The 25,348-nt window shown below is 23.5% G+C and carries 26 protein-coding genes; 1 reads left to right on the top strand and 25 read right to left on the bottom strand.

Annotation, left to right across the window (positions count from 1 at the left end):
* Positions 1-376: 376 nt before the first annotated feature.
* The 14 genes from AACK85_RS02500 to AACK85_RS02435 form a co-directional block, all read right to left on the bottom strand.
* Entirely contained in the window at positions 377-1,657 is a 1,281-nt protein-coding gene (locus AACK85_RS02500; RefSeq protein ID WP_338970908.1) for an SEC-C metal-binding domain-containing protein, read from the bottom strand.
* Positions 1,658-1,703: 46 nt separating this feature from the next.
* Positions 1,704-2,957 (bottom strand): hypothetical protein, encoded by a 1,254-nt coding sequence (locus AACK85_RS02495; RefSeq protein ID WP_338970905.1) that lies wholly within the window; start codon positions 2,955-2,957, stop codon positions 1,704-1,706.
* A 220-nt stretch (positions 2,958-3,177) separates the two neighbouring features.
* Positions 3,178-4,323, bottom strand: a complete 1,146-nt coding sequence (locus AACK85_RS02490) for an Mbov_0401 family ICE element transposase-like protein (protein ID WP_338970903.1) — start codon at positions 4,321-4,323, stop codon at positions 3,178-3,180.
* A 57-nt stretch (positions 4,324-4,380) separates the two neighbouring features.
* Positions 4,381-4,983 carry a hypothetical protein gene (locus AACK85_RS02485; RefSeq protein ID WP_338970900.1) on the bottom strand — a complete coding sequence of 201 codons (603 nt, stop codon included), beginning with the start codon at positions 4,981-4,983 and terminating at the stop codon, positions 4,381-4,383.
* Between the two features lie 408 nt (positions 4,984-5,391).
* Positions 5,392-6,159, bottom strand: a complete 768-nt coding sequence (locus tag AACK85_RS02480) for a UPF0236 family transposase-like protein (protein ID WP_338970898.1) — start codon at positions 6,157-6,159, stop codon at positions 5,392-5,394.
* A gap of 35 nt (positions 6,160-6,194) precedes the next feature.
* Positions 6,195-6,812: a UPF0236 family transposase-like protein gene (locus tag AACK85_RS02475; protein WP_338970896.1), complete on the bottom strand. Its 618-nt coding sequence runs from the start codon at positions 6,810-6,812 to the stop codon at positions 6,195-6,197.
* Positions 6,813-6,888: 76 nt separating this feature from the next.
* Positions 6,889-7,389, bottom strand: coding sequence for a hypothetical protein (locus AACK85_RS02470; protein ID WP_338970894.1), 501 nt, complete (start codon positions 7,387-7,389; stop codon positions 6,889-6,891).
* 248 nt (positions 7,390-7,637) lie between these two features.
* Positions 7,638-10,595: an Mbov_0399 family ICE element protein gene (locus AACK85_RS02465; RefSeq protein WP_338970892.1), complete on the bottom strand. Its 2,958-nt coding sequence runs from the start codon at positions 10,593-10,595 to the stop codon at positions 7,638-7,640.
* 12 nt (positions 10,596-10,607) lie between these two features.
* Positions 10,608-11,021 carry a hypothetical protein gene (locus AACK85_RS02460; protein ID WP_338970890.1) on the bottom strand — a complete coding sequence of 138 codons (414 nt, stop codon included), beginning with the start codon at positions 11,019-11,021 and terminating at the stop codon, positions 10,608-10,610.
* A 156-nt stretch (positions 11,022-11,177) separates the two neighbouring features.
* The gene (locus AACK85_RS02455) at positions 11,178-11,468 is read right to left on the bottom strand and encodes a hypothetical protein (RefSeq protein ID WP_338970888.1); all 291 of its coding nucleotides are present in this window, start codon (positions 11,466-11,468) and stop codon (positions 11,178-11,180) included.
* 139 nt (positions 11,469-11,607) lie between these two features.
* Positions 11,608-12,261, bottom strand: a complete 654-nt coding sequence (locus AACK85_RS02450) for a hypothetical protein (RefSeq protein WP_338970886.1) — start codon at positions 12,259-12,261, stop codon at positions 11,608-11,610.
* Positions 12,262-12,270: 9 nt separating this feature from the next.
* Positions 12,271-12,663, bottom strand: coding sequence for a hypothetical protein (locus AACK85_RS02445; protein WP_338970884.1), 393 nt, complete (start codon positions 12,661-12,663; stop codon positions 12,271-12,273).
* Positions 12,664-13,329: a hypothetical protein gene (locus AACK85_RS02440; RefSeq protein WP_338970882.1), complete on the bottom strand. Its 666-nt coding sequence runs from the start codon at positions 13,327-13,329 to the stop codon at positions 12,664-12,666. It lies immediately after the preceding gene.
* 16 nt (positions 13,330-13,345) lie between these two features.
* Complete coding sequence (locus AACK85_RS02435; RefSeq protein ID WP_338970880.1) at positions 13,346-16,084, bottom strand: Mbov_0397 family ICE element conjugal transfer ATPase; 2,739 nt, start codon at positions 16,082-16,084, stop codon at positions 13,346-13,348.
* A 67-nt stretch (positions 16,085-16,151) separates the two neighbouring features.
* On the opposite strand from AACK85_RS02435, the gene AACK85_RS02430 reads away from it, so the two are divergent.
* On the top strand, positions 16,152-16,709 hold the full coding sequence (locus AACK85_RS02430; protein WP_338970878.1) for a hypothetical protein: 558 nt from the start codon (positions 16,152-16,154) through the stop codon (positions 16,707-16,709).
* Here the strand turns inward: AACK85_RS02430 and AACK85_RS02425 are convergent.
* The 11 genes from AACK85_RS02425 to AACK85_RS02375 all read right to left on the bottom strand — a co-directional run bounded on the left by AACK85_RS02425 (position 16,695) and on the right by AACK85_RS02375 (position 25,348).
* A complete protein-coding gene (locus AACK85_RS02425) occupies positions 16,695-17,012 on the bottom strand; it encodes a hypothetical protein (RefSeq protein WP_338970875.1) in 318 nt (105 codons plus the stop codon). The two genes, AACK85_RS02430 and AACK85_RS02425, sit on opposite strands and share 15 nt — an antisense overlap.
* A gap of 212 nt (positions 17,013-17,224) precedes the next feature.
* A complete protein-coding gene (locus AACK85_RS02420) occupies positions 17,225-17,920 on the bottom strand; it encodes a hypothetical protein (RefSeq protein ID WP_338970872.1) in 696 nt (231 codons plus the stop codon).
* A 118-nt stretch (positions 17,921-18,038) separates the two neighbouring features.
* Positions 18,039-19,271, bottom strand: coding sequence for a DNA methyltransferase (locus AACK85_RS02415; RefSeq protein ID WP_338970869.1), 1,233 nt, complete (start codon positions 19,269-19,271; stop codon positions 18,039-18,041).
* Between the two features lie 110 nt (positions 19,272-19,381).
* Positions 19,382-21,433, bottom strand: coding sequence for a hypothetical protein (locus AACK85_RS02410; RefSeq protein WP_338970866.1), 2,052 nt, complete (start codon positions 21,431-21,433; stop codon positions 19,382-19,384).
* Positions 21,434-21,457: 24 nt separating this feature from the next.
* Positions 21,458-21,748, bottom strand: a complete 291-nt coding sequence (locus AACK85_RS02405) for an HNH endonuclease (protein ID WP_338970864.1) — start codon at positions 21,746-21,748, stop codon at positions 21,458-21,460.
* Between the two features lie 62 nt (positions 21,749-21,810).
* Positions 21,811-22,239, bottom strand: coding sequence for a hypothetical protein (locus tag AACK85_RS02400; RefSeq protein ID WP_338970861.1), 429 nt, complete (start codon positions 22,237-22,239; stop codon positions 21,811-21,813).
* A 66-nt stretch (positions 22,240-22,305) separates the two neighbouring features.
* Positions 22,306-23,943, bottom strand: coding sequence for an Mbov_0396 family ICE element transmembrane protein (locus AACK85_RS02395; protein WP_338970858.1), 1,638 nt, complete (start codon positions 23,941-23,943; stop codon positions 22,306-22,308).
* 16 nt (positions 23,944-23,959) lie between these two features.
* The gene (locus tag AACK85_RS02390; RefSeq protein ID WP_338970855.1) at positions 23,960-24,313 is read right to left on the bottom strand and encodes a hypothetical protein; all 354 of its coding nucleotides are present in this window, start codon (positions 24,311-24,313) and stop codon (positions 23,960-23,962) included.
* A gap of 2 nt (positions 24,314-24,315) precedes the next feature.
* Positions 24,316-24,645, bottom strand: coding sequence for a hypothetical protein (locus AACK85_RS02385; protein WP_338970852.1), 330 nt, complete (start codon positions 24,643-24,645; stop codon positions 24,316-24,318).
* Positions 24,646-24,773: 128 nt separating this feature from the next.
* Entirely contained in the window at positions 24,774-24,974 is a 201-nt protein-coding gene (locus AACK85_RS02380; protein WP_338970850.1) for a hypothetical protein, read from the bottom strand.
* Positions 24,974-25,348 carry a hypothetical protein gene (locus tag AACK85_RS02375; protein WP_338970848.1) on the bottom strand — a complete coding sequence of 125 codons (375 nt, stop codon included), beginning with the start codon at positions 25,346-25,348 and terminating at the stop codon, positions 24,974-24,976. The genes AACK85_RS02380 and AACK85_RS02375 overlap by 1 nt, the downstream gene beginning before the upstream one ends.

The raw sequence follows: 25,348 nt of genomic DNA, 5'->3' as shown, positions 1-25,348 counted from the left end.
GCATTTTTCTTTACTAATTAAAATTTTGGTACGAGTTCTTTTATCATTTAATTTAATTAGAAACAAGACAACAAAGATATACATATATTATTAGAGTTAAGATGATAAATCTTATAATTTATTTGAGTAAAATAATCATGAGGATGTGATTATTATATTTATGGAAAGTGTTGTCTCAAAAAAGTTTGCAAAAAACAAATGCGTGTCAAACCTCGCCAGGTTTATTGTGATAATCATCAGTGATGATTATCGTAAATTATTTTACAAATAATATAAACATATAAATGATAATTAATATCAATTAATTAATTTTGGTAAAAGTCAAATTTTTCAATAAAGACAACTTTACAAATGGTATAATAATTGTTTATAGAAATTAAAATAAATCGTTGCCGCTATCAAAACCTGCAAAAAATTTCATCTTAATATATTCTTGACCCATTTTTGGAGTTTCAAATCTAAATTTTGATAAAGCAGAATTTAAAATTTGTTCATCTTTAGTTAATTTTGAATAATAATTTTCATCGAATAAAATTACATTTGATAATATCAAACAAACATTTGAAATAAAATGACGAACTTCATTATCTGTTTTAATCTTTTGAATTCATTGATTCATAAATTTTGTTATTTTATCATCATCTTTATGTCAAACAAATGTTGACATAATTTCATGATCAATAAATTCATTAAAAACGAAACCATTATAAATATTTGTTAATGGATTATTGACAGAATTAACAGTTTCAAAATTTTCAGGCATTATTTGAGGATAAAAAAAATCTGAACATTGAAAATTTTGATTTTTAACTTTATCTATTTTTCAATTATGCAATTTAAAATCAGAAAAATCATTCGTTTTTCAAGCGTTTCTTATTCTTTCGATTTGTAAAAGTGATGATTTAAATTCCTGTTTTAATTTTCTTAAATGATAAATCATTAATGCTTTGTAACCATCACTTTTTATTGAATTAAATTTATTCTCAAATTCACTTAATGCAAAATTAAAAATAATTGTATTTCGTTGTAAAGTAAAAGCGCTTGAAAGAAAAAAACTTGATTTTCAATTATTCATTTTTTTTAATACATCATTATGCTCCAAACAAAATGAATTGCATTCTAAAATTTTATCTACTTTATTTATAAAAAAATCATTGCCAATTGTTAATTTTGTATCTATATAATTGACTTTAATTGATGTTAATCATTTTTTGTCATCAACCAAACTAGTTTTTATAACCATTCTATCACAATCTAGAAAATTACATTTTGCAGTATTTATGTAGGCTTGTGAAATATTATCAATAAGAATTTTATTTATATTTAAATATTCATTGTAATCTTGATCATTATTTAAAGCTTCTGCATATGTTATATAATTTTCACCTTGACTTTTTAAAAGTTTTTTATGACAATCTTGATATTTTTTATTTGACCCACAAATACAACTTTCATTATCATCAAAATAAAAAATAGCATAGCCGTGTTCTTGTAAAAAAATGATATTATCATTATCTAAAAAATAATTATCCATTATTGAATTTAAAAATCTTTCATTTGATTCTTGTGAAATTATTTTATCTTTATTTATTGCTATACGATCTTTTATATCAAATACTTCTAATAAATCATCATCTTGATATTTTTCTTTATCCATTTGAATCACCCTTTTTTTAATTATATCTTAGCAAAATAAAAAGTGATTAGAAATAATCACTAGTATTTTCTGTTTTATCTTCAAGTAAACGATTTTGAGAAATTTTGAAGTTTTTATCTGCTTCTTTGTTTCTTCTAATGGTTTCTTTTTTGGATTTTTTTTGATTTTCTTTTTCAAGTTTTAGTGTTCTTTTACGTTGTTTAATTGGAATAACAGAAACAGGTTTAATTTTTTTAATTGCTGCTTCTTGTTTATCAATTAAATCTGCTTGTTTTTGTAGCATTTCTTCATATTTACTATAAATTTTATCTACACTTGGATCATGTAATAATCTATTCATTCTTTTTGTTTTTTCACGTAAGTCATCTTCAGAACGTTTAATTGTTGTATGTAGTATTTTTTGAAATGATCGATAATCAACAGCATTTGCACAACCATATTTTGCTAAATGTTGCAAAATATCTACGGCTTCCGTTGAAGTTCTGATTTTATAAATATATTGCAAATCTCTAAAATAGTAATCTCATAATAATTCTAAAAAATCTAATTTGATATCATAATTTGATGAAAATAATTCAAATGAATTAACTCATTTTTCAATACTATCATTTCTAAAGAAAAAATCTTTTTGATCACCATAATTTAAAATATCATCATCTGGAATTTTATCTATGACATTAGCAATTTTTTGCATAAATGCTTCACTATTTCTAAAAATTGATTTTATTATTTTTAAATATTCAACATGTAAAATTCTTGCATTTCTATCAATTTTTAGTTTTTTATAATTATAGTATGTTTCTCTAAACTTACCGACAGCCGAAATACCTGTAACTGTTAATAATTCTGCTTTAGTTGCATTTGGTTTATAAAACATGTCATAATGTGTGCCTAAAGCTATTGGTTTATCTTTATAATCTTTAATTGCCGGTTTTAATCTAACAACAGGAAATATGTATGGTCAAAAACATTTAATTTGATAATATCAAACGTTTGCTTTAATTAATGGTTTTTCTATTTTTTCTAAATGCCTGTTAATTAAGATAATTTCTTCATCTGTTAATTTTACTAAAGCATCAATTTCTAAATTCATATCACTAATTCTTTTTTCAAATTTAGGATAATATTTTTCAAAAGACATAGTGTGTGCTTGTCAAGAACCATTTAATAAATTCTCTAAAATTTTTATTTCATCTTGACTATAAAAAGATCCCTTTTTTAATATACCTTTATTTGTAAATTCAAATCTTTGTACATCAGGATCTAGAAAATTTTTGACAATTATTTTTTTGACATGCATATATAGACACCTCTCATATACTTACCATTAATTATACCAAAAAAATGTAATAAATAATAGACTGGAGGAGTTGCGGGGTGCATAACTTAAAGGTAGAATAAATAAAAACGATTTCTTATTTAATTGTTACACTTATTATTACATATTTTTTTGAAATACAAGCTAAAAATTACAAATTATTAAAATTTGTTTTTTAAAAAATAAGAAAATTTTATAATTATTAAACTAAGAAGTTATTATTTATTCTAAAGGCTCTTTCATTTAAAGAATTTTTTAACACTTCAAATGAGTATACTTTACTTCCATATCCCAATGCAGATTTTACAAGTCTTGAAACATCTGATTCAGCTGATACTCCTATATTTCAAAATTCACCTTGATTTATAATTCCAAATTTATTGTTTTTGAAATAATTTATAAATTGTTTATTTTTAGAGAATTCCTTCAATAAAATCATTAACTCCTCATACATTCCAGCGTAAAAATAATTAACAGTTATTTTAAATACATGCTTACCATTTTTTATATTACTATAATAAAATACACGTTTTAATTCTCTTACTGCATGAAATCTATCTAAAATATATTTACCACCTAATTCATATGCTAAATTCTTAATTCATTGCGCTCCATCTCCACCAATAATTAATTGAGCATTATCAAAATTTTCATAAAAAATATTGCCTTGTTCTCTGACTCATAATGCCAATTCTTCTCTATTTAATTTCTCATCTTTACCAATTAAGAAAGAGACTCTTTTGTTTTGTAATTTTCTTCTCTTTTTATTAATAGTTTTTGGTTCAAAACCAGTAGAAAATGATATAGATCTAATTTGAGTATCCTTTTTAGATTTATACAATCTTCTCTTTTCTCTATTAAATTTAACAACATTAACAAATGAATCATCCGTAAAAATATAGACTATTTGCTTATCTTTTAATATAATTTTTTTAGTTACAGAATTTCTTTTATAATCATTTTTAATTGATTTAAAAATACGCGAAATTGTCATTGGTGATAATTTCGCTTCTGGGTACATATCAATAATGTCTCGATATCGCTTTCCAGTTCCTAATTGCTCTTTTATTAATTCAATTAAAGATAAATCTAATTTTGAATATTTTTTTAAATTCAATTCTTTATCAAGTAAAGCAATATATTTTCATTTTTTATTGCTATAATACTTATAGATATGTCTTTCGAAAGCTAAATTTCCAAACTCTGTTGTTATTGTTCTGGGTTTTATCTTAACGGGGATATATCTTTTTTTATCTCTATTTTTAAATAATTGATAATCTCTTAATTCTAACTTTAATTTTTTTTCTTTTAAAATTTGTATGTATTCATATCTTCTATCAAATAACATATAGTATTTTCTCCATATATATTGATTATAAAATAAAAAATAGAGCAAATGCTCTATTTATTCAAATGATGTTTTTAATAATATTCCTGAAAAGTATGGTTTTTCATCTTCCGTTGGAAATTCTAAGTGTTGCCTAACATCACCTATGCTTATGAAAATATGCGATTTAACATAATCTCAATTTTCACCATCTGTTTTTCATTCAAATGTATCGGAAATTAACATACTATAATCTTTAATATTTACAGATATACTTTCAGAATTATCAAAACCACGTAATTCCATATTATACAAATAACCATATTCGTCATGAAGTACTAATTTAGTGTCGTAATCATATGAAAAAAATAATATTCATAATTTATAATTATTAAATTCAGCATGTTTATGCAATAATTCATTTTCAGTATATTTTGTTTCAAGTTTAAATTCCTCAAAAATATCTTGCCTTTTACTTTCAATAGATTTTTGAAAAATAGAATTTATATTATCATTATCATTCAATTTTAATGAATTTGTTTTTTGTGAAATATTTTCAATTAATTGAATATCATTATCTGTTAAATTAAGGCTTTCCTCATTTGAACATGAAACAATCGAAGACAAAGAAACTGTTGAAATAGAAACTAAAGATAACATACTTAATACTTTTTTAATCACAATAAAGAACACCTCTTAATTATTATAATAACACTTTTACTCTTGCAATATCTTGTTTATTTAGGTCGTTATTCATGGTTGTTGGTTTTCTCTATTTTTTAAGAGAATTAAAAGAAATTTATAAAATCAAAACTAATTTTATATTCATTTTTAGTATAAACCCTTTTTAGTAAATGTAAATACCTTTAATAAAATATTTTTTTCCTACGGTAAAATTTGCAAAATTTGACCTAGCAGGATAAGGGGGCGTATACATAAAACACTAAAAGACCGACTTCATCGGCTTTCTTAACGTGTTTTTGTGTATACAACCAGTATTTTTTGTAGTAAAAATTGTATACAATTTTTACTTTTCAAAAAAACGTCGGACACCGACTTACTGAAACCCTTTATTCAAAGGGTTAAAATTTAATATTTATAAATTATTGTTTTAAGTTTAATTTTCAAACCTGTATCTTTATGATTTAAAATTGGGATGGAAATATTTTTGAGTTTATATTTTTTATCATCTAAAAACTCAAAATCTCTATTTTTTGATATTAAAATATTAAACTCTTCTTCAGTTTCTGATCTTATAAATTCAATTAATCTAACTTTATTTACAATAGCTAGTTTTAAATATAACAAATTAGTAAATGTTTTAACATTATAAATTTTAGCTCCATATCCTTTAACAGATTTGATTAAATGACTAATATTTGATTCTGCATAACATCCAGTACAAATGTCTTTTCTCTTTCAAATATCAATACCACTATAATTATTTTTAATATAATTTAATGCTTCTCTAACATTTTCTTTATCATATTCATTTTGCCAATATGTTGTATTTTTTAATAAATCTTGCAACACAATAATTGCAGAATTTATATCATGATCATTTTTTATAACTTGTGTTAAAAAATTATATATGTGATAGTTTGCAGTGCCCTTTTTTCTATATGAAAAACACTTTCTAAGTACTTGAAATAAATGAAATTTATCTAAAATAAATAAAGCATTTAAATCCTTTGCAATATTTTTTATCCAACCTGCTCCATCACCACATACAAATAATTGCTTATATTTAATATCACCATATGTCATTGAAATTTGTGACATTAATCAGTTTAAATATTTTTCAGTATTAATAATAGTTCCAATTTTATACATCTTAATGAAAACTCTCTTATTCATTAAAACACCATAATCATTGCCAGTTCTAGCTATCGCTATTCTAATTCGATATTTAGTTTTTTATTATTACATTTTAAAGTAGTAAAAGTATCATCTATATCAATATAAATATTATTTTGATTTGTAACATCACATATGTATTTAAAATTCTGATTATCATTAGAAAAATTATTTATTGAAAGATTTATACAATTTTCATATTCTTTTTTTAAATCATAATAATTTATAATTCTTGATACCGAAGATTGACTAATAAAATTATTTGTCATTTTAATAATATCTTTTTGTCTTTCGCCACCTTCAATAACAGATAACACTTTAAATTTGAAATCTTTACTGATCTTTTCATATTTTTCAATTTTTAAATATGGATCAGCTAAAATTGCATATTTTTTTGTAAATTTATTTTTGTACACTGTTCTCATAAAAATAATAAGACCATGTGTTGTTAAAATTTGTCGTTGTCTAGTTCCGTGAATTATTCATCCATTTGCTTTTCTTCACTTTGAATTTCTAATTTCTAAATCGATACTTTCAAAGTATTCTTTAATATCATAGATAATAGATTTATCGTTTTTAATTTTAATTTCATTTATAGTTTGTTCATAATTTAATTTTAAAAAACTGTGTTCATTTAGAGTATTTAATATCATAACAATATCCTCATAAAAATTATAAAGTTAAAATAAAAAAATGACCAACAAAATTGGTCATTTATACTAAATAATTCTAATCAAAATCCATTTCTTGATCATCATCAAGTGATTGAACAACAGTACCAAGTTCGTTGCTATTTGTATTTTTAACAAAATCAACAGTTTTTTGTGTGGTTTCATAAAGAATATTTTCTAACTGCTGCGCTGTAACTTCAATTACTTCTTTTTTATTTGTAAAAGAACCATCATCATTTTTGATTGAAGTTGTTCTTAACAATTTAATTGTCTCGGCATCATTTACTGGTGGCATTGATATTTTTATAAAGCCACCTTTACCTTCTGCTATTTGCTCTTCTGTAGCTTTTACAAAAGTTTTACCTTCAACTGGTGTTTTAGCATATACTGAAATCAATTTAGGCGATATGATTAACGTCAATTTTTGATTTTGTTCAAGTTTAGACGAGTTCAAAGTCACATAAACAATATCTTTTCCGTTTTTATTTTGTTTAACTTCGGACATATTGTTTTTAAAAGTAAAGCCAGTTATAAAATTAGTATTCATATTTCCAGACATATATTTCTCCTTAAATTATAAAATTTAATGTTGATAAACAAGGTTTTATTATGAATTAATATACATCATATGTTTTGTTAATTATTTAATAGAAAGAATGGGGAATGAGGGTTAAAAATTATATAATTCAATGATAGGATTTAAACAATTATATATTTAAATTAAAAATAAAAAACAAGACAAAATATGAATTAATCCATAAAAATGCCTTGCTTATCTAATAAGATTATATCATTAATTATTTTAGATTATCTAATTTTTTTTCTTTTTCTTCTAATTATTAATATTACTATTAACGTTATTAAACTAACTCCAATTATAACTAATGGAATTATTCAATATAGATGTTTTTTATTAAAATGATTATTTTTATCATTTTGTCCTGGTGTATCAGGATCTGGTGGGATTGGCGGTGCAATATCATCTGAATCAGGATTATTTGTTATTTCAAATGAATTAAAGCCTTCCAAAACCATTGAATCATCTAAAGCATAAATTGTAAATTTTAGTGTAGTTGATTCTTTGGCCATAAAAAATGAATTTAAAATTTGATCAATATCATCTTGTGTTTTAATATCTATTCCGTTTAATCCTTCAAGTGAAATTAAATAATCAACACCATAAACATATTCACCTTCAAATTTATTTGGCTTATATTTTTCTAAATATTTAGTTACATTATCATAAACGTAATTTTGTAAGAATTGATTTTTTTCATTCTCATTCCAATTTGAAAAATTATATTCATAATTTTGAAATAAAACATTTTCTAGATTTAATACAATATCTTTATCATATTTACTATCATTAATTATTTTTAAAGATTGTGAATTTTCCAAAATTGTTGATTCAGCGGTAGCTACAATTGAAACTGAAAATTCTTTTTTAATTTCTTCTTCTGATGAACTTTCAGGTAATACATATTGTGATAAATCCGCATTTTCTAATAACTGGCCATTGACTACAATTTCATAATCACTTTTATAAATTGATTTTGAGGCAAAATCAGTTACTTTTTCATTAACATAATTTTTGATATTTTCTTTAATGTCATTTTCAGACTTAGCATTCATTTTTAAACTTGCAATATTTAAATTAGTCAAATCTTTGTATTCTGTTGGATCTGGATTAATATCCACCAATTGCTCAATTGCATCTGATACATATTGATTTCAGAATGAGATAATTTGTGCATAATCCAACTTAGTGATTTCATTTGTTGACATTCCTATATCATTTGCTAAATAGAATTTTAAATGCTTTGCATGAATGGAAGATCACAAATCAGTAATATCCTTATTTTTTGCAATATCTATTTGATTTAAAAATGATGCATATGAATTTGCTGAATTATCAATGTACACAAATTGATGTAAAGTTGAACCTTGTATTGCCTCTATTTTTTCATTACCTGGATTTGTAGGATCTACTTTTTCTTTGACATAATCTTTCATGTAAATTATATAATGTCATAATCCCGGTTGTGAAAATTGCAATTCATTATCTAAATCTACAACTTGTCTTTGTGATAATTCATTTAATGTTAATGGTTCAACTTTTACTCTTTCGATATGATCAATACTTTCAGTATTTTCAATTAAAGTAGAAAAACCCGAGTTAACCACAACACCTTGAGCAATATAAAAAGGTTCATAATCTTTAGAATTATTAATTAAATTTCCGTATTTGTTTAAAGGGTCAAATGCAAAAGCATCTTTGAAATTATAATTTATACCTATAAACTGTTGTCGAGTACCAGTATCTGCATTAATAGTTGAATCATATTTTGGATTAGTTTCACCATTTATAGTTGGTGTAATCAATAAATATTGTTCATAATATACTGATTGCGATGGGTCATTAATTGGATTTCAACCTAACCATTTAAAATTTAAAAATGAATTAACAGACTCTATTTTAATATTTATAGTCATTTTGATGTCACCATTATCTGTTATAGTAACTTCATATTTGGAATTAGATTCTGAATTATTATTTGTCATTTTGTTATCAGCTAAACGAATATAAAATTTATTGTTATAAACCGGTACTGCAGTACCATTAACATTCAGTATTTCACTACTTGTATGAGCTGTAAATGAAATATCTACTGCGTTGTGATAAATATAGGTATGATTGTCATCTGGATAATATTCTGGATTATCTAAAATTAAATTATTGTATGAATCTGATGGATCTACAATTTTTGATGGTGAGATAGATAATCTACGTTGCAAATTTAATTGTCAATAATCATCTGAAAGTGATAAATTAACTTGCATGGCAACATTTGAAATTACAAATTGATTATCACCAACGATGCCCGTATTTTCATCTTTTAAAGTAATATAGACAATATTTTTAATATTATCAAATTGTAAATTAACTTTTAAAATAGGTTTATCTCCACCAAATCAAGCATCATAATCAACATCAAAAGAATTTTTTAGACGTTTATCAATTTCAATTTTAATAATTTCTTTATTTGAAGTTACTTCGCCGTTTATAGAATATCTATCTTCAGAATCAATTAAATCTGATGTATCTGATGTAAAATTAAAATTTTTAGATAAACTATTAATTATTTTTTGCTCAAAGTCGTTTACATCAAAAATTGAAGTTAAACTTATTTTTGATAATTTATATGAATATGAGTCTGTATGTGTATCATCTGCAGGATGAGTAAATTTGAAATTAATTTGCAAATATTGATCATCGTGTTTTAAAGAATAATAACCATACATTTCGGCATCGTCTCATGAACCATCAAATTTATGTAATCATTGATGTTCAGATGTATCTGATGTAACTATATCAATCGGTGTGTTTGATGAATCACTGGTATTTTTTTCGCCCAACGTTACAGAACCATATAAATCTTGTAAAGTGATTTTTTCATAATGCTTTGAAAAAGTATTTCAATCTGGTGCATAATCATTTCATTTAATTAATTTAAATGTTTTATTTGCGTTACTTCCTAAGCTTCCACCACCATGATTATCATTATCAGAAACATTTATCTTATCTATTGTATTTGCATTAATTGGTGGATATAAAGGGTTATAAAATTTATTATGATTACTTACGGGATTTACTTTATTTAAATTGCTTGAATTAATATCTGATATTTTATTGTTATCATTTAAAAATATTGGATTTGATAGTGCAAAAGAAACAATAGCTAATAAACTTAATAATTTTTTCATAGATTATTTTACCTAATCAATTTCATAATCATTTGATTTATAAAATGATGGTATCTCTTCATCTATAATTGATGAATATTTAGTTTTTGTTTCTTTATTTATTAATATATTTTTTTGATAAAAATTCATTGTAAAATCGTATCTTGTTTGTAAATCTTCATCTTTTAATTTTTGGTTTTGCAATAAAATTGGATTTTTATTTTCAAATAATAATTTGATAATCTTTAATAACTGATCATTTGAATATTTTGATAAAAATACATCATTTTCAAGTAAAGAGATATTGATTTTATTTTTCATTGCATATATTAATAAAATTCTATTATCTAAAGATATATTTTTATTAATTACAGTTCTATAATTTAATTTATTAAATAAAGCAAAATTCAATAATTCATCTTCTAAATTTAATTTTTCTTTTTTCATAAAATTCTCCTTATTTATAAATTGACAAGAAAGCATTTAAACGCAAAAAACAAAGCCAAAACAGACTTTGCCTGTTTAAATGCTTTGCTTATCTGATAATAGTATACATTATTCTAAAATAAACATTATGCATTTACAAATAAAATGTTACTAATATTAGCTAAAATTAATATCATAACCTAACATTACTGGCAACAATGTTAGAATTATTCCTATCGAAATAATAACAAAAAAAGCTATAATTAGGCCTTTCGTCTGTTTTTTTCATTTTTCCATTTTTTCAGATTTGCCATCTTCATCAGACAATGCATAACCAATTCAAAATCATACTATTACCGAAAATATCATTACTGCACAAATAAGTAAAGCTATTCCAAAAAATGGACAAACTGTTGATAAAATAAAATTTCAGTTTCAAATTATATGAATATAAAATGATAATGTCATATTTTTTCCTCTCTTTCTAAGTTGTTTAGAAAAACAAGAATTCTGACCAAATAAAAAAGAGACAGAATTCCTGTCTCTAAAACTATTAATATTATACATAAAAATTTATAGAATGCAATATATTTTTTATTTTATTTATTTACAATATATTCTCTATGTCTTTAATTTTATCTTCAGTTGCATCTTGTCAATTTGCCATATACTCTTTTAATCTCTTCATATCAGCTAATGCCTGAACTGAAATTTCATCTGTTTCATCTTTATATAAGTCAATAAAATAATTAATTGAAGCTTGTTCTAAACCAAAATTTGAATTTAAACGAAATAATTTATCATCAAAGAAAGTTAATTGCTCATTTGTAAAATTTGATTCAAAATTATTACTCTCGTATAATTCTATATTTAATTTATTTTGATATAAATAAATGTAAATATTTGAATCATAAACTATCGCACTATATCATGACATATATTCTGCCGCAATATAAAACATTAATTCATCTAATGGGTTATTAAAATTCTTTAGATCATCATATACTTGCTTGTTTATCTCATATTCATTGCTATATGATTTTTGAATTTTATTTCAATCATTTAATGATTCGCCATAAACCTTATAATCATTTGATTTTTCAGTAACTATAGGTCATGGTTCTTCTTCACCTGGCTTATTTGGGTCATCAGAATTGTTATTGCCATTTCCACTTAATGAACTACCACTACATGAAACGGTAAAAGTTGATGTACTACTAAATAAAGAAAAAATTGATAATAAACTTAATATTTTTTTCATAATTATTACCTACCTCTTATTTAATTCGTTATCTATAAATTTATTGTATCTTAAATAAAATTTATTATTCACAAAATTATTACCAGAATGACTAATTAAACTGCTAACATTATTTTTTATCATTTTGTATTCATTTAAAAATACATCATAATTTTCATCATCAATAAGAATATTCAAAATTTCTTTTTCCTTTTTAGGAATGCAATATAAAACGGCATATTTTTTAAAAATGCCTTCAAATTTAATTGATGTTAAAAACTCTTGATTTTGAAACAAAAATAATGCTTCATACTTTTCATTATCATTTTTTATAAAGTCATAATTATTTTGCAAAAGCGACAAAAGAAAATCTCTTTTTATCTCACTATACACATTTATGGCATTGTGAACTCTACTACTCATTTACTTTGCACCTTCTTTCGCTTTATATTTTTCAAATTCATTAATTAATTGTTTACCAATTAAATTAAATTCATCATTAGTTGGTTTATATAGATTATTTGTTTTACTTTTAATACCTAATTCAGTACTGTATTTAATAAATTTTTTTAGTAATTCACGAGATATTTGATTATCTTCCGTTTCTTCATATGCACCAAAATATTGCTTAACAATTTCTTCACTTTTATAATTGGAAAATTTTGAATCTAACTCATCTTTTCAAGCTTTAACAAATGGTGGATCTGCGATTTGCTGTTCATGTGGCTCAACAAAAGTATCTTCATCAACAATTCCAGATGAAACAAGTGATGATACTAAGAAATTCATTTGTTTTTGCAATATAATAAGAGTTTTATACATAGGTAGCATTCTTCTGTCTGTGTAGCCAGATAATCGATTAAAACTTTTATTACTTAATTTATCCATTTTATCTTCAATAACTTCTTCAACTCTTGATGCATAAATATTATCTAGTACTTGATCATCAATAGCTCTAATAAATAAATCCTCTAATCAAGCGTTTTTAGTTTTTGCAACTTTATTATAACCAACTGCATTAAATCATTCCTGTGCCATTTGTCATTTTTCTAGACTTTCGGTTTTAGTTATTCTAAATTGAATTCTCATTTTGTTATCCGTCTTTTTAGTTTTGTTCACTTACTCCACCCATTCTACCAATAGCTTTTTTCTCTGAATCTAATAATCTAACATTAACTTTATGACGATCAAAACCACTTACAAACAATAAACCTTCACCGGTTTGTGCGTGTGAAATTATATCTATTTCATTTGAACTCAATCCATTACCATAACCTCTATACATTTCAACAATTGCTTTTGTGTTTTCTGGAGATAAATTCATAATTACTGAATATTGAACATTGTTCATCATAGCTTTAGTTTTTTTAGCAATTTCTGGTTCAGAATTGAAGTCTTCTGGATTTTGTGTAGCTAAAATCATTGAACCTCGATATTTTCTAATTCGTTTAGTTGTTTGATAAATGAAATTTAAGGCAATTGGATTATCTTTGTCAATTAATAAATGTGCTTCATCTATTGCAATAACTATTTCATTTTTAGCTCTAAAACCAACTTTTCTAACTTCATTTTGAATAAAGGCAGTTATTAAATATAATTGTGCTTGAATTTTTTTGTTATTATCAACTAATGAATTAATATCAAATACAATAAAATTATTATTTGCAATATCTACAGATGAATAACCATTATATAAAACTTTGTATTTGCCAAAATTGGTAAATTCATTTTTGATTAATTCTAATAAATTAATATGGATTATTTTTGATTCGGTTGTCAATTTGTCTAATTGATTTAGTTCAATTTTATTTTCCATGTATCTAACTAAATCATCAAAAATCGGAAAATCATTAGATTTTGAATCATAATTTACTTTTTTAAATTTATCAATATTATATAGTTCACCAACTAATTTAGAAAAATAACGAATTATATTTTCTTCTAATTCTGGGTATAGTATTTTAATTCACTCTTCTAATCTTGATAAATGTGATGAAATAATTTCTTCTCTAGTTTCTTTACTTAAGATTTCGACACTATCTTCATCTTGGAATGGCAACATTACCTGTAACGGATTAATTCTATTTTTTGAGCCATCTCCAGCATTAATTCATGAACCGTTATGATACGTACATAAATCTTTATATTCACGTTCTGGATCAATAATTATTACTTTTCTATTTACTGAAACATGTCAATTTAATATTTTCTTAAGTAAAGTTGATTTGCCAGAACCAGCAATTCCCATTATTACCATATTATGATTTTTTCTAGTTTTTGTTCTTAAAAAAAGATCCAATATTAATGGATTACCCAATTCATCAGTTCCAATATACGCACCATATACATCCTTTACATCTGAAGTTACAAATGGAAATGATTCTGCAACAACTGTTGTCGGTACTGCACGACCTAAATTAATTGATAATGGATCAGTTATTTTGGGCAAGCAAGCAGAAAAACCTTCTAATTGCATAAATAATAGTCTATTTTCTTCAAAATGATTTTCTTTTAAATTATTTCTTAATGAATTTAAAGACATTTTTAATTCTTGTTTAGAATTTGCACAAGTTATAAATAACAAATTGATTTTTTTAATTTGTTCTTCATCAGCCGAGAATTCATCAATCAAAGCATTGTACATGCTTAAGTCATTTTGCTGTTCTCTAGAATTTGTAATTTTTCTTCTATCTGTATTATAAATATTTGATTCAACATTAGAAACCAATTTATCAATCTCTTTAGTAAATGATTCTCTTGTCACATTTTCAATATTTAAAATAACTGTTGAATCAGTTTGCATTAAGGGTAACAGTCATGTTCGATTTGGATATTTTGGATATTCATCTACAGCTGTAAAATTAATATGTAGCTCATCATTATCATTTTTAACAACTACACTTTCTTTTTTAAATTCAACATTTTCAAATGAAAATAATTCTTTTAAATTATGCTTAAATTTAGTTATTTCTTTATCATTTAATTTTTCTGAATATGGATCAAATAAATTTTTAACTAATCCAACCAATTCAAAACCATTTAATTGCTTTGTTTTTAAGCCAATTGCATCTAATTTATAACTTAAATTTGAATATATTATATTTGCGCTTTCTACACCTATTGCATAAAACAATATGTAATATTCATTTCTAATTGTAATTACAGAATCAAGTGATTGTTTATATTCATTATGTAACTCCAAATAACCTTTTAATTGTTCTTTTTTAGCTTTTATTTGATTTACAGATAAATTATTTTCATCTTCTAATTCTCTTAATTTATTATTTATATACATTTTATTATCTAACATATCTACACAATTATTTATTTTAATAATTGATAAATTTACATCAATTAAATCTAATACATTTTTAAATTGATTAATTTTTATGTCTTGCTCATCTATAGATAAATTATTTAAATTAAATCCATCTAATTTTAAACCGCCAATAAATGTTGATTTATTTTTCAATTTAATATCTGTTTCAATAAAATTATCATGTATTTTTTTATACGCAAATAAATTAACCGTATCATTATTTGAATTTTTATTTTTTACAGTCATTTTGCGATTTGAACTTAATCATTTTAAAAATTCTCAACATAACTGATAAATACGTTTTTTATATTTTTTACTTGGCAATAAAAAACTTGACATTAACATAGCAATTAAAATTGAAATTATAATTGATCCAATTAAATTGGTAACTTCATAAATAGATCAACCAATTAATGCAGACAAACCACATATTAAAAATAATGCAATAAAATCTATTAAGGTTAAATTACCTTTAATTTTTAGTTTATGTTTATTTGAATTTGGTGGGATTATTGATATTCCCATATAATCATTCCTTTCTGTAGTTAATAAATAAGAGTAATATAATTAATTTATGATTGGAGGTGAAAAAATGCCAAAAAGAACAAAGATTGAAATAATAGAGAATAATAATGAATATCAAGAAAATCAAAAAGAATTTCTAAAAGAATCCGTCATCGAATTATCAGAATTATTTACGAAATTAGATTTTGCAATAATTTGACAAAGAAATGATGATATATACGATAAATATTATCCATTAATAGATTTAATTTTTTCAATTAAAATAAATTCTAAATCATTAATTTTTTATGTTGTACTAAAAAGTGGAAAATTACATAAATATGAATTTGCAAGAGACAGAAAAATTGATGGCAAAGAATTTCATTCATTAAGAGTTGATCATCCTACATTTACTAGAAAATATGATCAATCAAGTTGTAAACAATTAATTAATGTATTAAATTTTAATGATGGTCTAAATAAAAATTATAATTTAAAATTTGGTTACATAAAAACAATAAATTATGTTGATAATAATCCAACAAATAGAGAGTCAGCAGTTTATTATAGAAATGAAAATATAATTTTAGGCAATAAAGAAAATTTAATTAAATATATAAATGAATTATCACTAAACATAAATTAAAACATTAATTGTTCAAAATTTTTGTTTTATTTTCTTTAATTTAATTGATGTCATTTCCAAAGTAAAATTACTATATCTATACTTATAAACTTCATCATCTGAAGGTATTCATTTTTCTAATTCTGTAAATGATTCACCAACATATATTGGTTTTGGATTCAAAATTACTTTATTATTTTTTATAAAATAAACTTGTTTATTTATAATTGAATATGATTGATTTAATCAGAAATTAATATTATATTCATTTTCTAATTTTTGTAAAATTTCTATTAAAGAGTATTTATTTTTAATATCATTCACATTAGAATCCTCCTAATATCTTGAAGGGTTTTTTTATTTTTATTTTATTATCATGAAAATATTCAAAATAGCAATTATCACAAGTCTTCAACAAAACATTTATATTAGTTATTTTTATTTCATGTATACTGTTATTTTTGACATTATTTATAGTTAAATGCTCGCATAATGAATATTTTTGCTGATTTTTAATTTTCACAAATTTACTCATTTTAAAACTCCAATAGAAAATCTTTTTCTCTATCATAAAAACTCTTTATTTGTTCTTTAATTTCTTGCATATATAATTCTTTATTTTCTTTTCAGTAATTTTCATTATCAACGATTTCATAAGGAATCGCTATTTTTCCGGCGTCTACATCTATTATATTTTCATTATCATATAAAATTACTTTGAATTTAAAGTCTTCTTGATCCTTAAATTCCTTATCTCATTTCAATTTAAAATTATGTATATTATCAAAATTTTCATGTCTATATTTAATATGTACATTTTCAATTTGCCTTTTCTGATTTAAAAACACATCAAAATCAGATGGATTCTTTGGTCTTAATTTTTCATCTCATTTATAATCAATTTTATTTTCATAATTTTCTTTTAAAATTGTGTTTTTAATAGTAAATGGGCACAAATTTTTTAACTGTACTAAATCAGTATAAATTTTTGAAAATGAGTCCTTATTATTTTGTGTTTGTCTTGAATTATATTCATTAATTCTCATCAAATCAGTAATAGATAATTTATCATTTTCATTACTTGAATTTAGTTTTTCTAAATTTGTCAAAAAAACTAAATGAATATTTTTAATTTCATATCAATTTTCATGTATCGAAAATTGAAAGACTAAGTTTTTATACTTTTCTATTAATTCTTTTAATTTTGCTTTATATTGAGTTTCACTACTCATAGTTATATTTCTCCTTATCTATAAATTGACAAGAAAGCATTTAAACACAAAAAAACAAAGCCAAAACAGACTTTGTCCGTTTAAATGCTTTGCTTATCTAAAAATAGTATAACATTTTTTATAAATTTATTTTTTTAAATATGTATATTTTATCAATTCTAGTTGCTTTGCCTGCCTTTTTACCCATAGAATTGGTTGCTTTTTTATTTTGATTTATTTCATCAGTATATATTTCATTTAAAATCAAATCATTCAGTCTATATTTAAGATTTTCATCTCACATTTGACTAAAAGAATATATTTTGTCATTTTTTTGAACGTCTCCTATAACTAAGGCTAATGTTGTATTTTCATTCATAATATTTAAAACAGCATTTAAATAATTATGCATAAAATTAATGTATTCATTTATATTGTGATAATCATCTAATTTTAAACTCTTATTTTTTTTATTTGTATCAAATCCTAATAATCACATTTTAATTCAATTTTGTTTAGTATAATTTACGATATTCAAATATGGCGGAGATGTAAAAATTAAATTAGGTTTTACATTATCCATATAATTTTCTATTTCAAGCGAATTTCCAAAATATACATGAGCGAAATTATCATTTTTATTACTATCTGATTTTTGTAAAATTTCAATAGCTCGATTACGTATTTTTTGAAAAATATTATCCTTTGGATATTTTAATTTTTTATTTCTAGCATAATTTTTTACATAATTACTAGACATTGAAATACAATTGCTCATACTTAATGAAAAATACATTGTATCCTGATTTTTTCTTGCTGGTCCGTGCATTAATCCTAATGTTATAGATAAAATGAAATTATCAATTTCATCTAATTCTCGCCATTTATCACCATAATTATTTTTAATGAATGAAAGCTGAATTAAATTCCTTTTACTATAAAATACTCGCATAGATTGATCTATTTTTATTTTTTTGTCATTTTGATAAAATGAATATTCCCATGTGTTAATTCTATTAACAACATCCTGTAATTGATAACTTTGAGCTTTTGATTTTGAAAGAATATATGCAAAAGGATTTAAATCAATTGCATAAGTAATTCTGTTTAAAATTCTTGATTCTAATAAAGTTGTACCTCTACCTGAGAATGTATCCAACACGACATCGCCTTCATTTGAATATTTATCAATAAAGTAATTTGCCAATGTTGGCGGAAACATTGCAACATAAGAGCAAATTCTGTGCATTTTATCACCTCACATACGAGAATGTTTTTTTCAAGTATCTGTTGATTTCAATGTTTGCTCACTTATTTTTTGATTAGAATCGAATTTTTCTAAAATTACAGTTTCATTAATTGAATTATTCATTTTATCACCTCATTTTTATTATAGCTAATATTTAGTATAAATAAAAAAAATTACTGATATTACGATATTTAATTAAATATAATTAGCCAGCAAATAATAAAAAACATGTATTATCCTCGGTAATTCATAATCATATCAACAAAATTCAGAATTTTTTCGGATCAGAAAAGCAATTCTTCTGAAAAATCATCAAATTCAGTATTATTATTATCATGAATTTTTTTAATTAAATGAGGTTTATGTATAATTTCATTCATTATATCTCTTTTACCACCAATATTAGAATTTTTATTTACTCAAGTTAAAAATTCATCTACATCATTAATAAAATTTTCATAATTATTATCAATATCTATAATTGCGATATCATTTATAAATTCTTTAACAATATTTTTTTGTTTATGAACTAATAAAATTGAATCATATGTTGCTTTAGATTCACAAGTTTTTTTCTCAAATAACAATAAGTTTGTCAAATGCTCTTTTCAACTTTCACCTGTTTCATCTAAATGATTTATAATTTTATTTTTAAAATAAGTAGCATTTCTTGCGTTTAATTTTTTTATTTCTTCTCTTATTGACTCTAAAATTTCGCTTCTATCGGAATAATTATTAGCTATGATTCAGGCAAATAAAATTTCAGAGGTCATTCTTAATAAAGCAGAAAAAAATATTATTGGTATTTCTTCAATTTTATTATTTGCATTATTTTTTATTAAGGAAGTAATTTCAATTTCTCATAAATTAACTAATGCGTATTCAAATTGATTTTTAGCTTCTTTTAAAAAAAGTAAGCCATGTTGATGTCTCTGCAATATTTTTTGATAAGTAGGAATAACACCATCGTATATTTTTCTTAAAACATTTTTTTGAATTTCACAAATTCTTGAATCATTACTGAATTCTATTTTTTTTATCATTTCGTCATAAGGTTTACTCAAAAGATTAAAACTAATATTTTCGTACTTCACATATTTACGATTAGAGCCTATTACCGCTGGTATATCGCTAACCTTAACGACACTAACTAAGGCCATGATTTCATTTACATAGTCTAAATCTAATCTTCTAGTATTTAATTTTTTTAATTTTATTAACTCAACTATATAAGACAATAATTCTTCAAAAATTTGATTCTCTAAATTTGATGTTATAGTCCACCTTTTGATATCAATATTTAAATCAATATATTTTGATAATGAAATATTATTGCCAAAGCTATCTAAAATTTTAATAGTATCCATTGATAATTCTAAAGATGATACAGAAAAAAAAGAATCTAAATTGTCATTATTTAACGAATTCTTCTCATCTATTACGTTATCATCTTTTTCTGCCCCCTCCTCATTTGTTTCTGAAAATATGATTATATTATTTGGATTCTTTTTATTATAAATTGCTATCACTTTATTTATGAACAATGATGCTTTTCAATCAAAAGTATTAATAGTTTTGCCTGTAAAGTTTTCTAACTTCTTTTTCATATATAAAAAATCTTCATCACTCATTTCTGAATTATTTTGAAGATTTATATCTTTTCTTATTTCGCATACTTTTTTGTAAATTGACTCTAAAACTAAACCTCGCGGTCAATTCATTTTACCTTTTCTATTTCCAAAGTGTCTTGTATTTAAAGTTTTTCATATTTCATCATTCAAATTGTTTATAGTGTCATAATATTTAACTTCTATTTCTTCTAAATTTGAATTAATAGAATTATCAAATTTATCAAATACAATTTTAAATTTATTATATTCTCTTTCAGTTATATTTTCTTTAAGTCAATTTCTTGCATTATCATAATTCAGCAATAGGTTTATGCAAGTTATCCTTCTATTTCCTTCCAATACGTACATTATATTTTTAGATATTCCATTATCAGTCAAAAATTTGCTTCTCGTAACTAATATTTCATCTATATTTGGATTAAACCCTTCTGAAATACTTTCAATTAATTCTAGCATTCTGTCTATTGACTTTGAATTTTTAAATAAATTTTTAAAATAATTAAATTTATTATTTTCATAATTATCAGTAAACGTTTTTTTTAAAGAATCAATAGAAAAATCTTCCTTTCCAATTTCTTTAAAATTTATATTTTCAAAATTAGTGTATCTTGGATTTTTTCCTCAAAGTCTAATCTTACTTGTATCAATTATCATACATATTATCCTCATAATATTTTTCTATTTATCTGCCTTATTTTGATTACATTCTACATGAACAGCATGTAAATTACCAATATTATTTTTTCCACCTTTAGACAACGGTCTTATATGATCAATATTTCATCTATACTTTGAATTTTTTTGTGTTTTTTCGCTTTCATGCGCATTTCAAACCATAATTTTCTCACAAATACCACATAGTTTATGATCTCAACTACTATCTTGAGGTTCATCACCACAGTCACAATTTACTGCTTTATTTCACACGTCTATACTTAATTGATTTAAATTCATAATCTCTAATTCCATTCTACACATATCATTTAATGTTTAAACCAAGTGAATAATTTCCCTAGGGAAAATTTACCACATTATTTCTCAATATTTCTATTAAGTTGTGCTTTTAATTTTAATAATTCAAGTTCTTTTTCTTTAATTTGAATTTCAAGATTTAATTGATTTTCATTATCATTATTCAAATTAATTTCATCACTTTTTATATTTAGTTGTCTATTTCTTAAATTTTTCATTCTTGACATAGCACTGTTCATTATTGAATCAGCTACAAATTTATCATTACTCATTTCGTTTTTTAAATGTTCAGAAATTATTTCTGGATCAAATGAGGATAATCATTGATCATATTTAACTAATGCATCATAATCATTTCGCTCATTTGAAAACATTTTTTTCGCCTTATTTATTTTTTTTTGTGCTTCGTCTATTTTTTTGTTGTATTCTTTTTCTTCTGGTGTTAATAATCCTAGGAGTCTTCCTATTGATGAATCTGCTATTCCCATAAATATACCATCCCATTGTATTTTACGTACATGTACATTATAAAACAAAAAAATAGATATTTCTATCTATTTTGCTTTTGTTTTTTTATGGTTTTTATCTATTCTCTCATTATTTTTTCTTGTTAATTTTTCAGATATTATCTGATTTTTTATATCACGTTTTAAATAATTGTTATTTTCAATATTATTCATTTTATTTAATTTCTGTTCAAGTTTAATAGCTTTGTAAGTATTACCTGTATTTCTATTTAAAATAATTTGTTTTTCTAAATAATTTGTTTTCTCCTTATAATTTTCATTATGTGTGGTAAATGTATATTTAGACATCTCATCACTTCTCAATTTTCGTTCTTTCACAATACCTGCTGTATTGCCAACTATCACACTTGCTGCAGTTGATGCTGCATTTTTAATAACAGTTCCTGCATTTGATCACGAACGTTTAGAAAATATCGATTTAACTGCATGACCACCAATCACACCAGCACGAGTTAATTTGCCAATGTATCCTGGTATACCAGTTCTTCTCATACGAGCGTTTTTAGCTCTTGCCATACTTTCAGATAAACCTTTATCTGGTGCTGTAACTGGCGTTGAATTAGGTTGAATTTGATCATCGTAAACTTGATTTTGTCCACCTGCTGAATTACCTCTAAATTTAGAAAACATACCACCACGTTTGGCGTTTGCTAATCCTCCACCCATTGCTTTTTTCTTTAAACCTAATGCGGTTGCCATAAAACCTAACCCGGTAAATGCCATGCCTTTGACATGACCAAATGATGCTAACATTGCTCTACCTTCATTAGTTCCAACAGCTTCACCAATAAATGAAGCCATCATTTGTGGTGCATTTAAAGCAAACATACCACCACCAGCAATAAATGCTAACATTAATAAAGTTCTTTCTGCTCAATTAAATTTTTCTTGTGCTACACCATTAAATTTAATAATAAAAATAGCAAAACATCCATACCCCAATAATGCACCTAAATTAGCTGCCATTTTAGAAATTACCATGTCATTTCAAGTTTTTAAACGTTGACCATTATCTGAAATCATAGTAACACAAATCAATGGTGAAATAATAAATAAGAAAAACAAATCACAAACCATTTTGACTAAACCAAGTAATAACATCACAATTATATAAATCATAAATGCAACACCCAAAATTTGAATAAACATATTATAATCTTTGATGTTTCCTGGTGCACTATAATCTGATGGAATGTTATCTGATGTTCCATCTCAATTGGGATTACCTAAATTATATAAAGTATCCGCCAAATTAGCACTATGACCACCTAATGCCAAATCAATTCCCTTTTGAAAAAATTCTACTAAATACATACCTAATATAAAAGCAAATGGAATAATAAAAGTAAATGAAATAGCCATTACCGTTGATTTTAAGGATTTAATAATTCTTTCTTTGACAGCTAATTCATCTTTAAATAATAGAACTAAATAATTTATCACAAATAATAACACACCAAAAAATAGTGCCAATAAAGCAAATAATCAAAATTGAAATGGTATATGATCAATTGACACATTTTCTTTACCACCAAAGAGTAAATCAAATGTAATACCGCTACTTAAGTATTTAACAATATTATCTGCAATAGAAATAATCAATAATGGGCCTTTAATTAGAACACCCCAAATAATATCATAAAATACACCTATAATTGCACCCATCTAAAGCATCTCCTTTTTAAGAATTTGAATTGTAGTCATTAATAAAAATACCTCCAAAAACACCGGCAACGACAGTTGCTGTCATAATAATCACAAAACCAAAAATGATTCACAATAAATCTTTAACTGCTTTTGCTTTACCTTCCGTGTCACCTTCTGCTGCTGCATGAGCTATTCGAAAACCAACTCTAACTATTAAAAAGATTAAATATAATAAGGCAACAGATAATACAGCACTTAAAACTGATAAACCTATTCCTTTAATTAAAGTAACCATCGGTGAAAAATCAACTTCACCATCTGAACTGTCAAATGGTTTAATATTTTGGTTTATAAATTTTAAATTATAATTTAGTTTTAATTCTGCCACAATTAATCCATCTCCATTTCTTGCACTTGTTCATATTCCTTTTTTAATGCCAAACTAATTTCATCATCCGAATAAAATTTACCAAAAATACTATCATCGTTAGAATAAACAATATATTTTGGCAATTTTGCATCAAAATTTTCTTTTAAAAGAAAATTATCTACAGTAAATTCTTCATAATTTTTGCTATTTCAATATTTGGCAATTTTGCAATCATATTTATCTTTTTTGGTTATACTAACTTTTACAGCAAATGATCCTTCTATTAAATCACTTAATTCACTAAGTTTACCATTTGCAGAATTAATCATCTTTTTATTATATGAATTCAAAATTTTTATTTCTCCTTATCTATACATGATAAGTAGCATTTAAACACAAAAAAACAAAGCCAAAACAGAGACTTTGTCTGTTTAAATGCTTTGCTTATCTACAATTAGTATAACATTTAAAAATCGAATTACTTTATTTTTTCTAAATCAACATTAATTTGTTTAAATGAATTTTGCAATAAATTAGTTATATCTTTCATTATTTTAATTCTTGAATCACCATCAAATTTTTCTATTTCTTTCATTAAATTTTCTCTGGATTGTTTATCTACAAAATTAAAAATTTTACCATTTAATGGAATATTAATTTCTATTTCTATTTTAGCCATTAGTCAAATTCCATTTCTGTATTTAAATCATTACTGTGTTCTTTAGCTAAATCATTTATATTCACACCAAGTTTTTCAAGTGCTTTTTCATATAAATCTAATTTTTGCTTAAATTCTTTAACTGCTTCTTCAATACGCTCTTCACATTTTTTAGTCACAATTTCCAACTCCAATTTCTTAGCTAGTTCTCTAATATTTTTATTATAAATTTTGTAATCACACTTTACAAGATTATCAATTAATTTGGATTTAAATTCTATCAATTTTTCTTCATTTTCAAAATCAAAATATATACCATCATCTAGTTCTTTTGCAATAATTTTGATATTTAATTCAGTTGATTTACCGTTATATTTTAAATTAATACTACGCAT

It is taken from the genome of Spiroplasma endosymbiont of Labia minor (assembly GCF_964019845.1).
Classification (GTDB): Bacteria; Bacillota_I; Bacilli_A; order Mycoplasmatales; family Mycoplasmataceae.
Note: the sequence above shows the minus strand (reverse complement) of the source record. Positions and strands in the feature narration are given on the sequence as shown.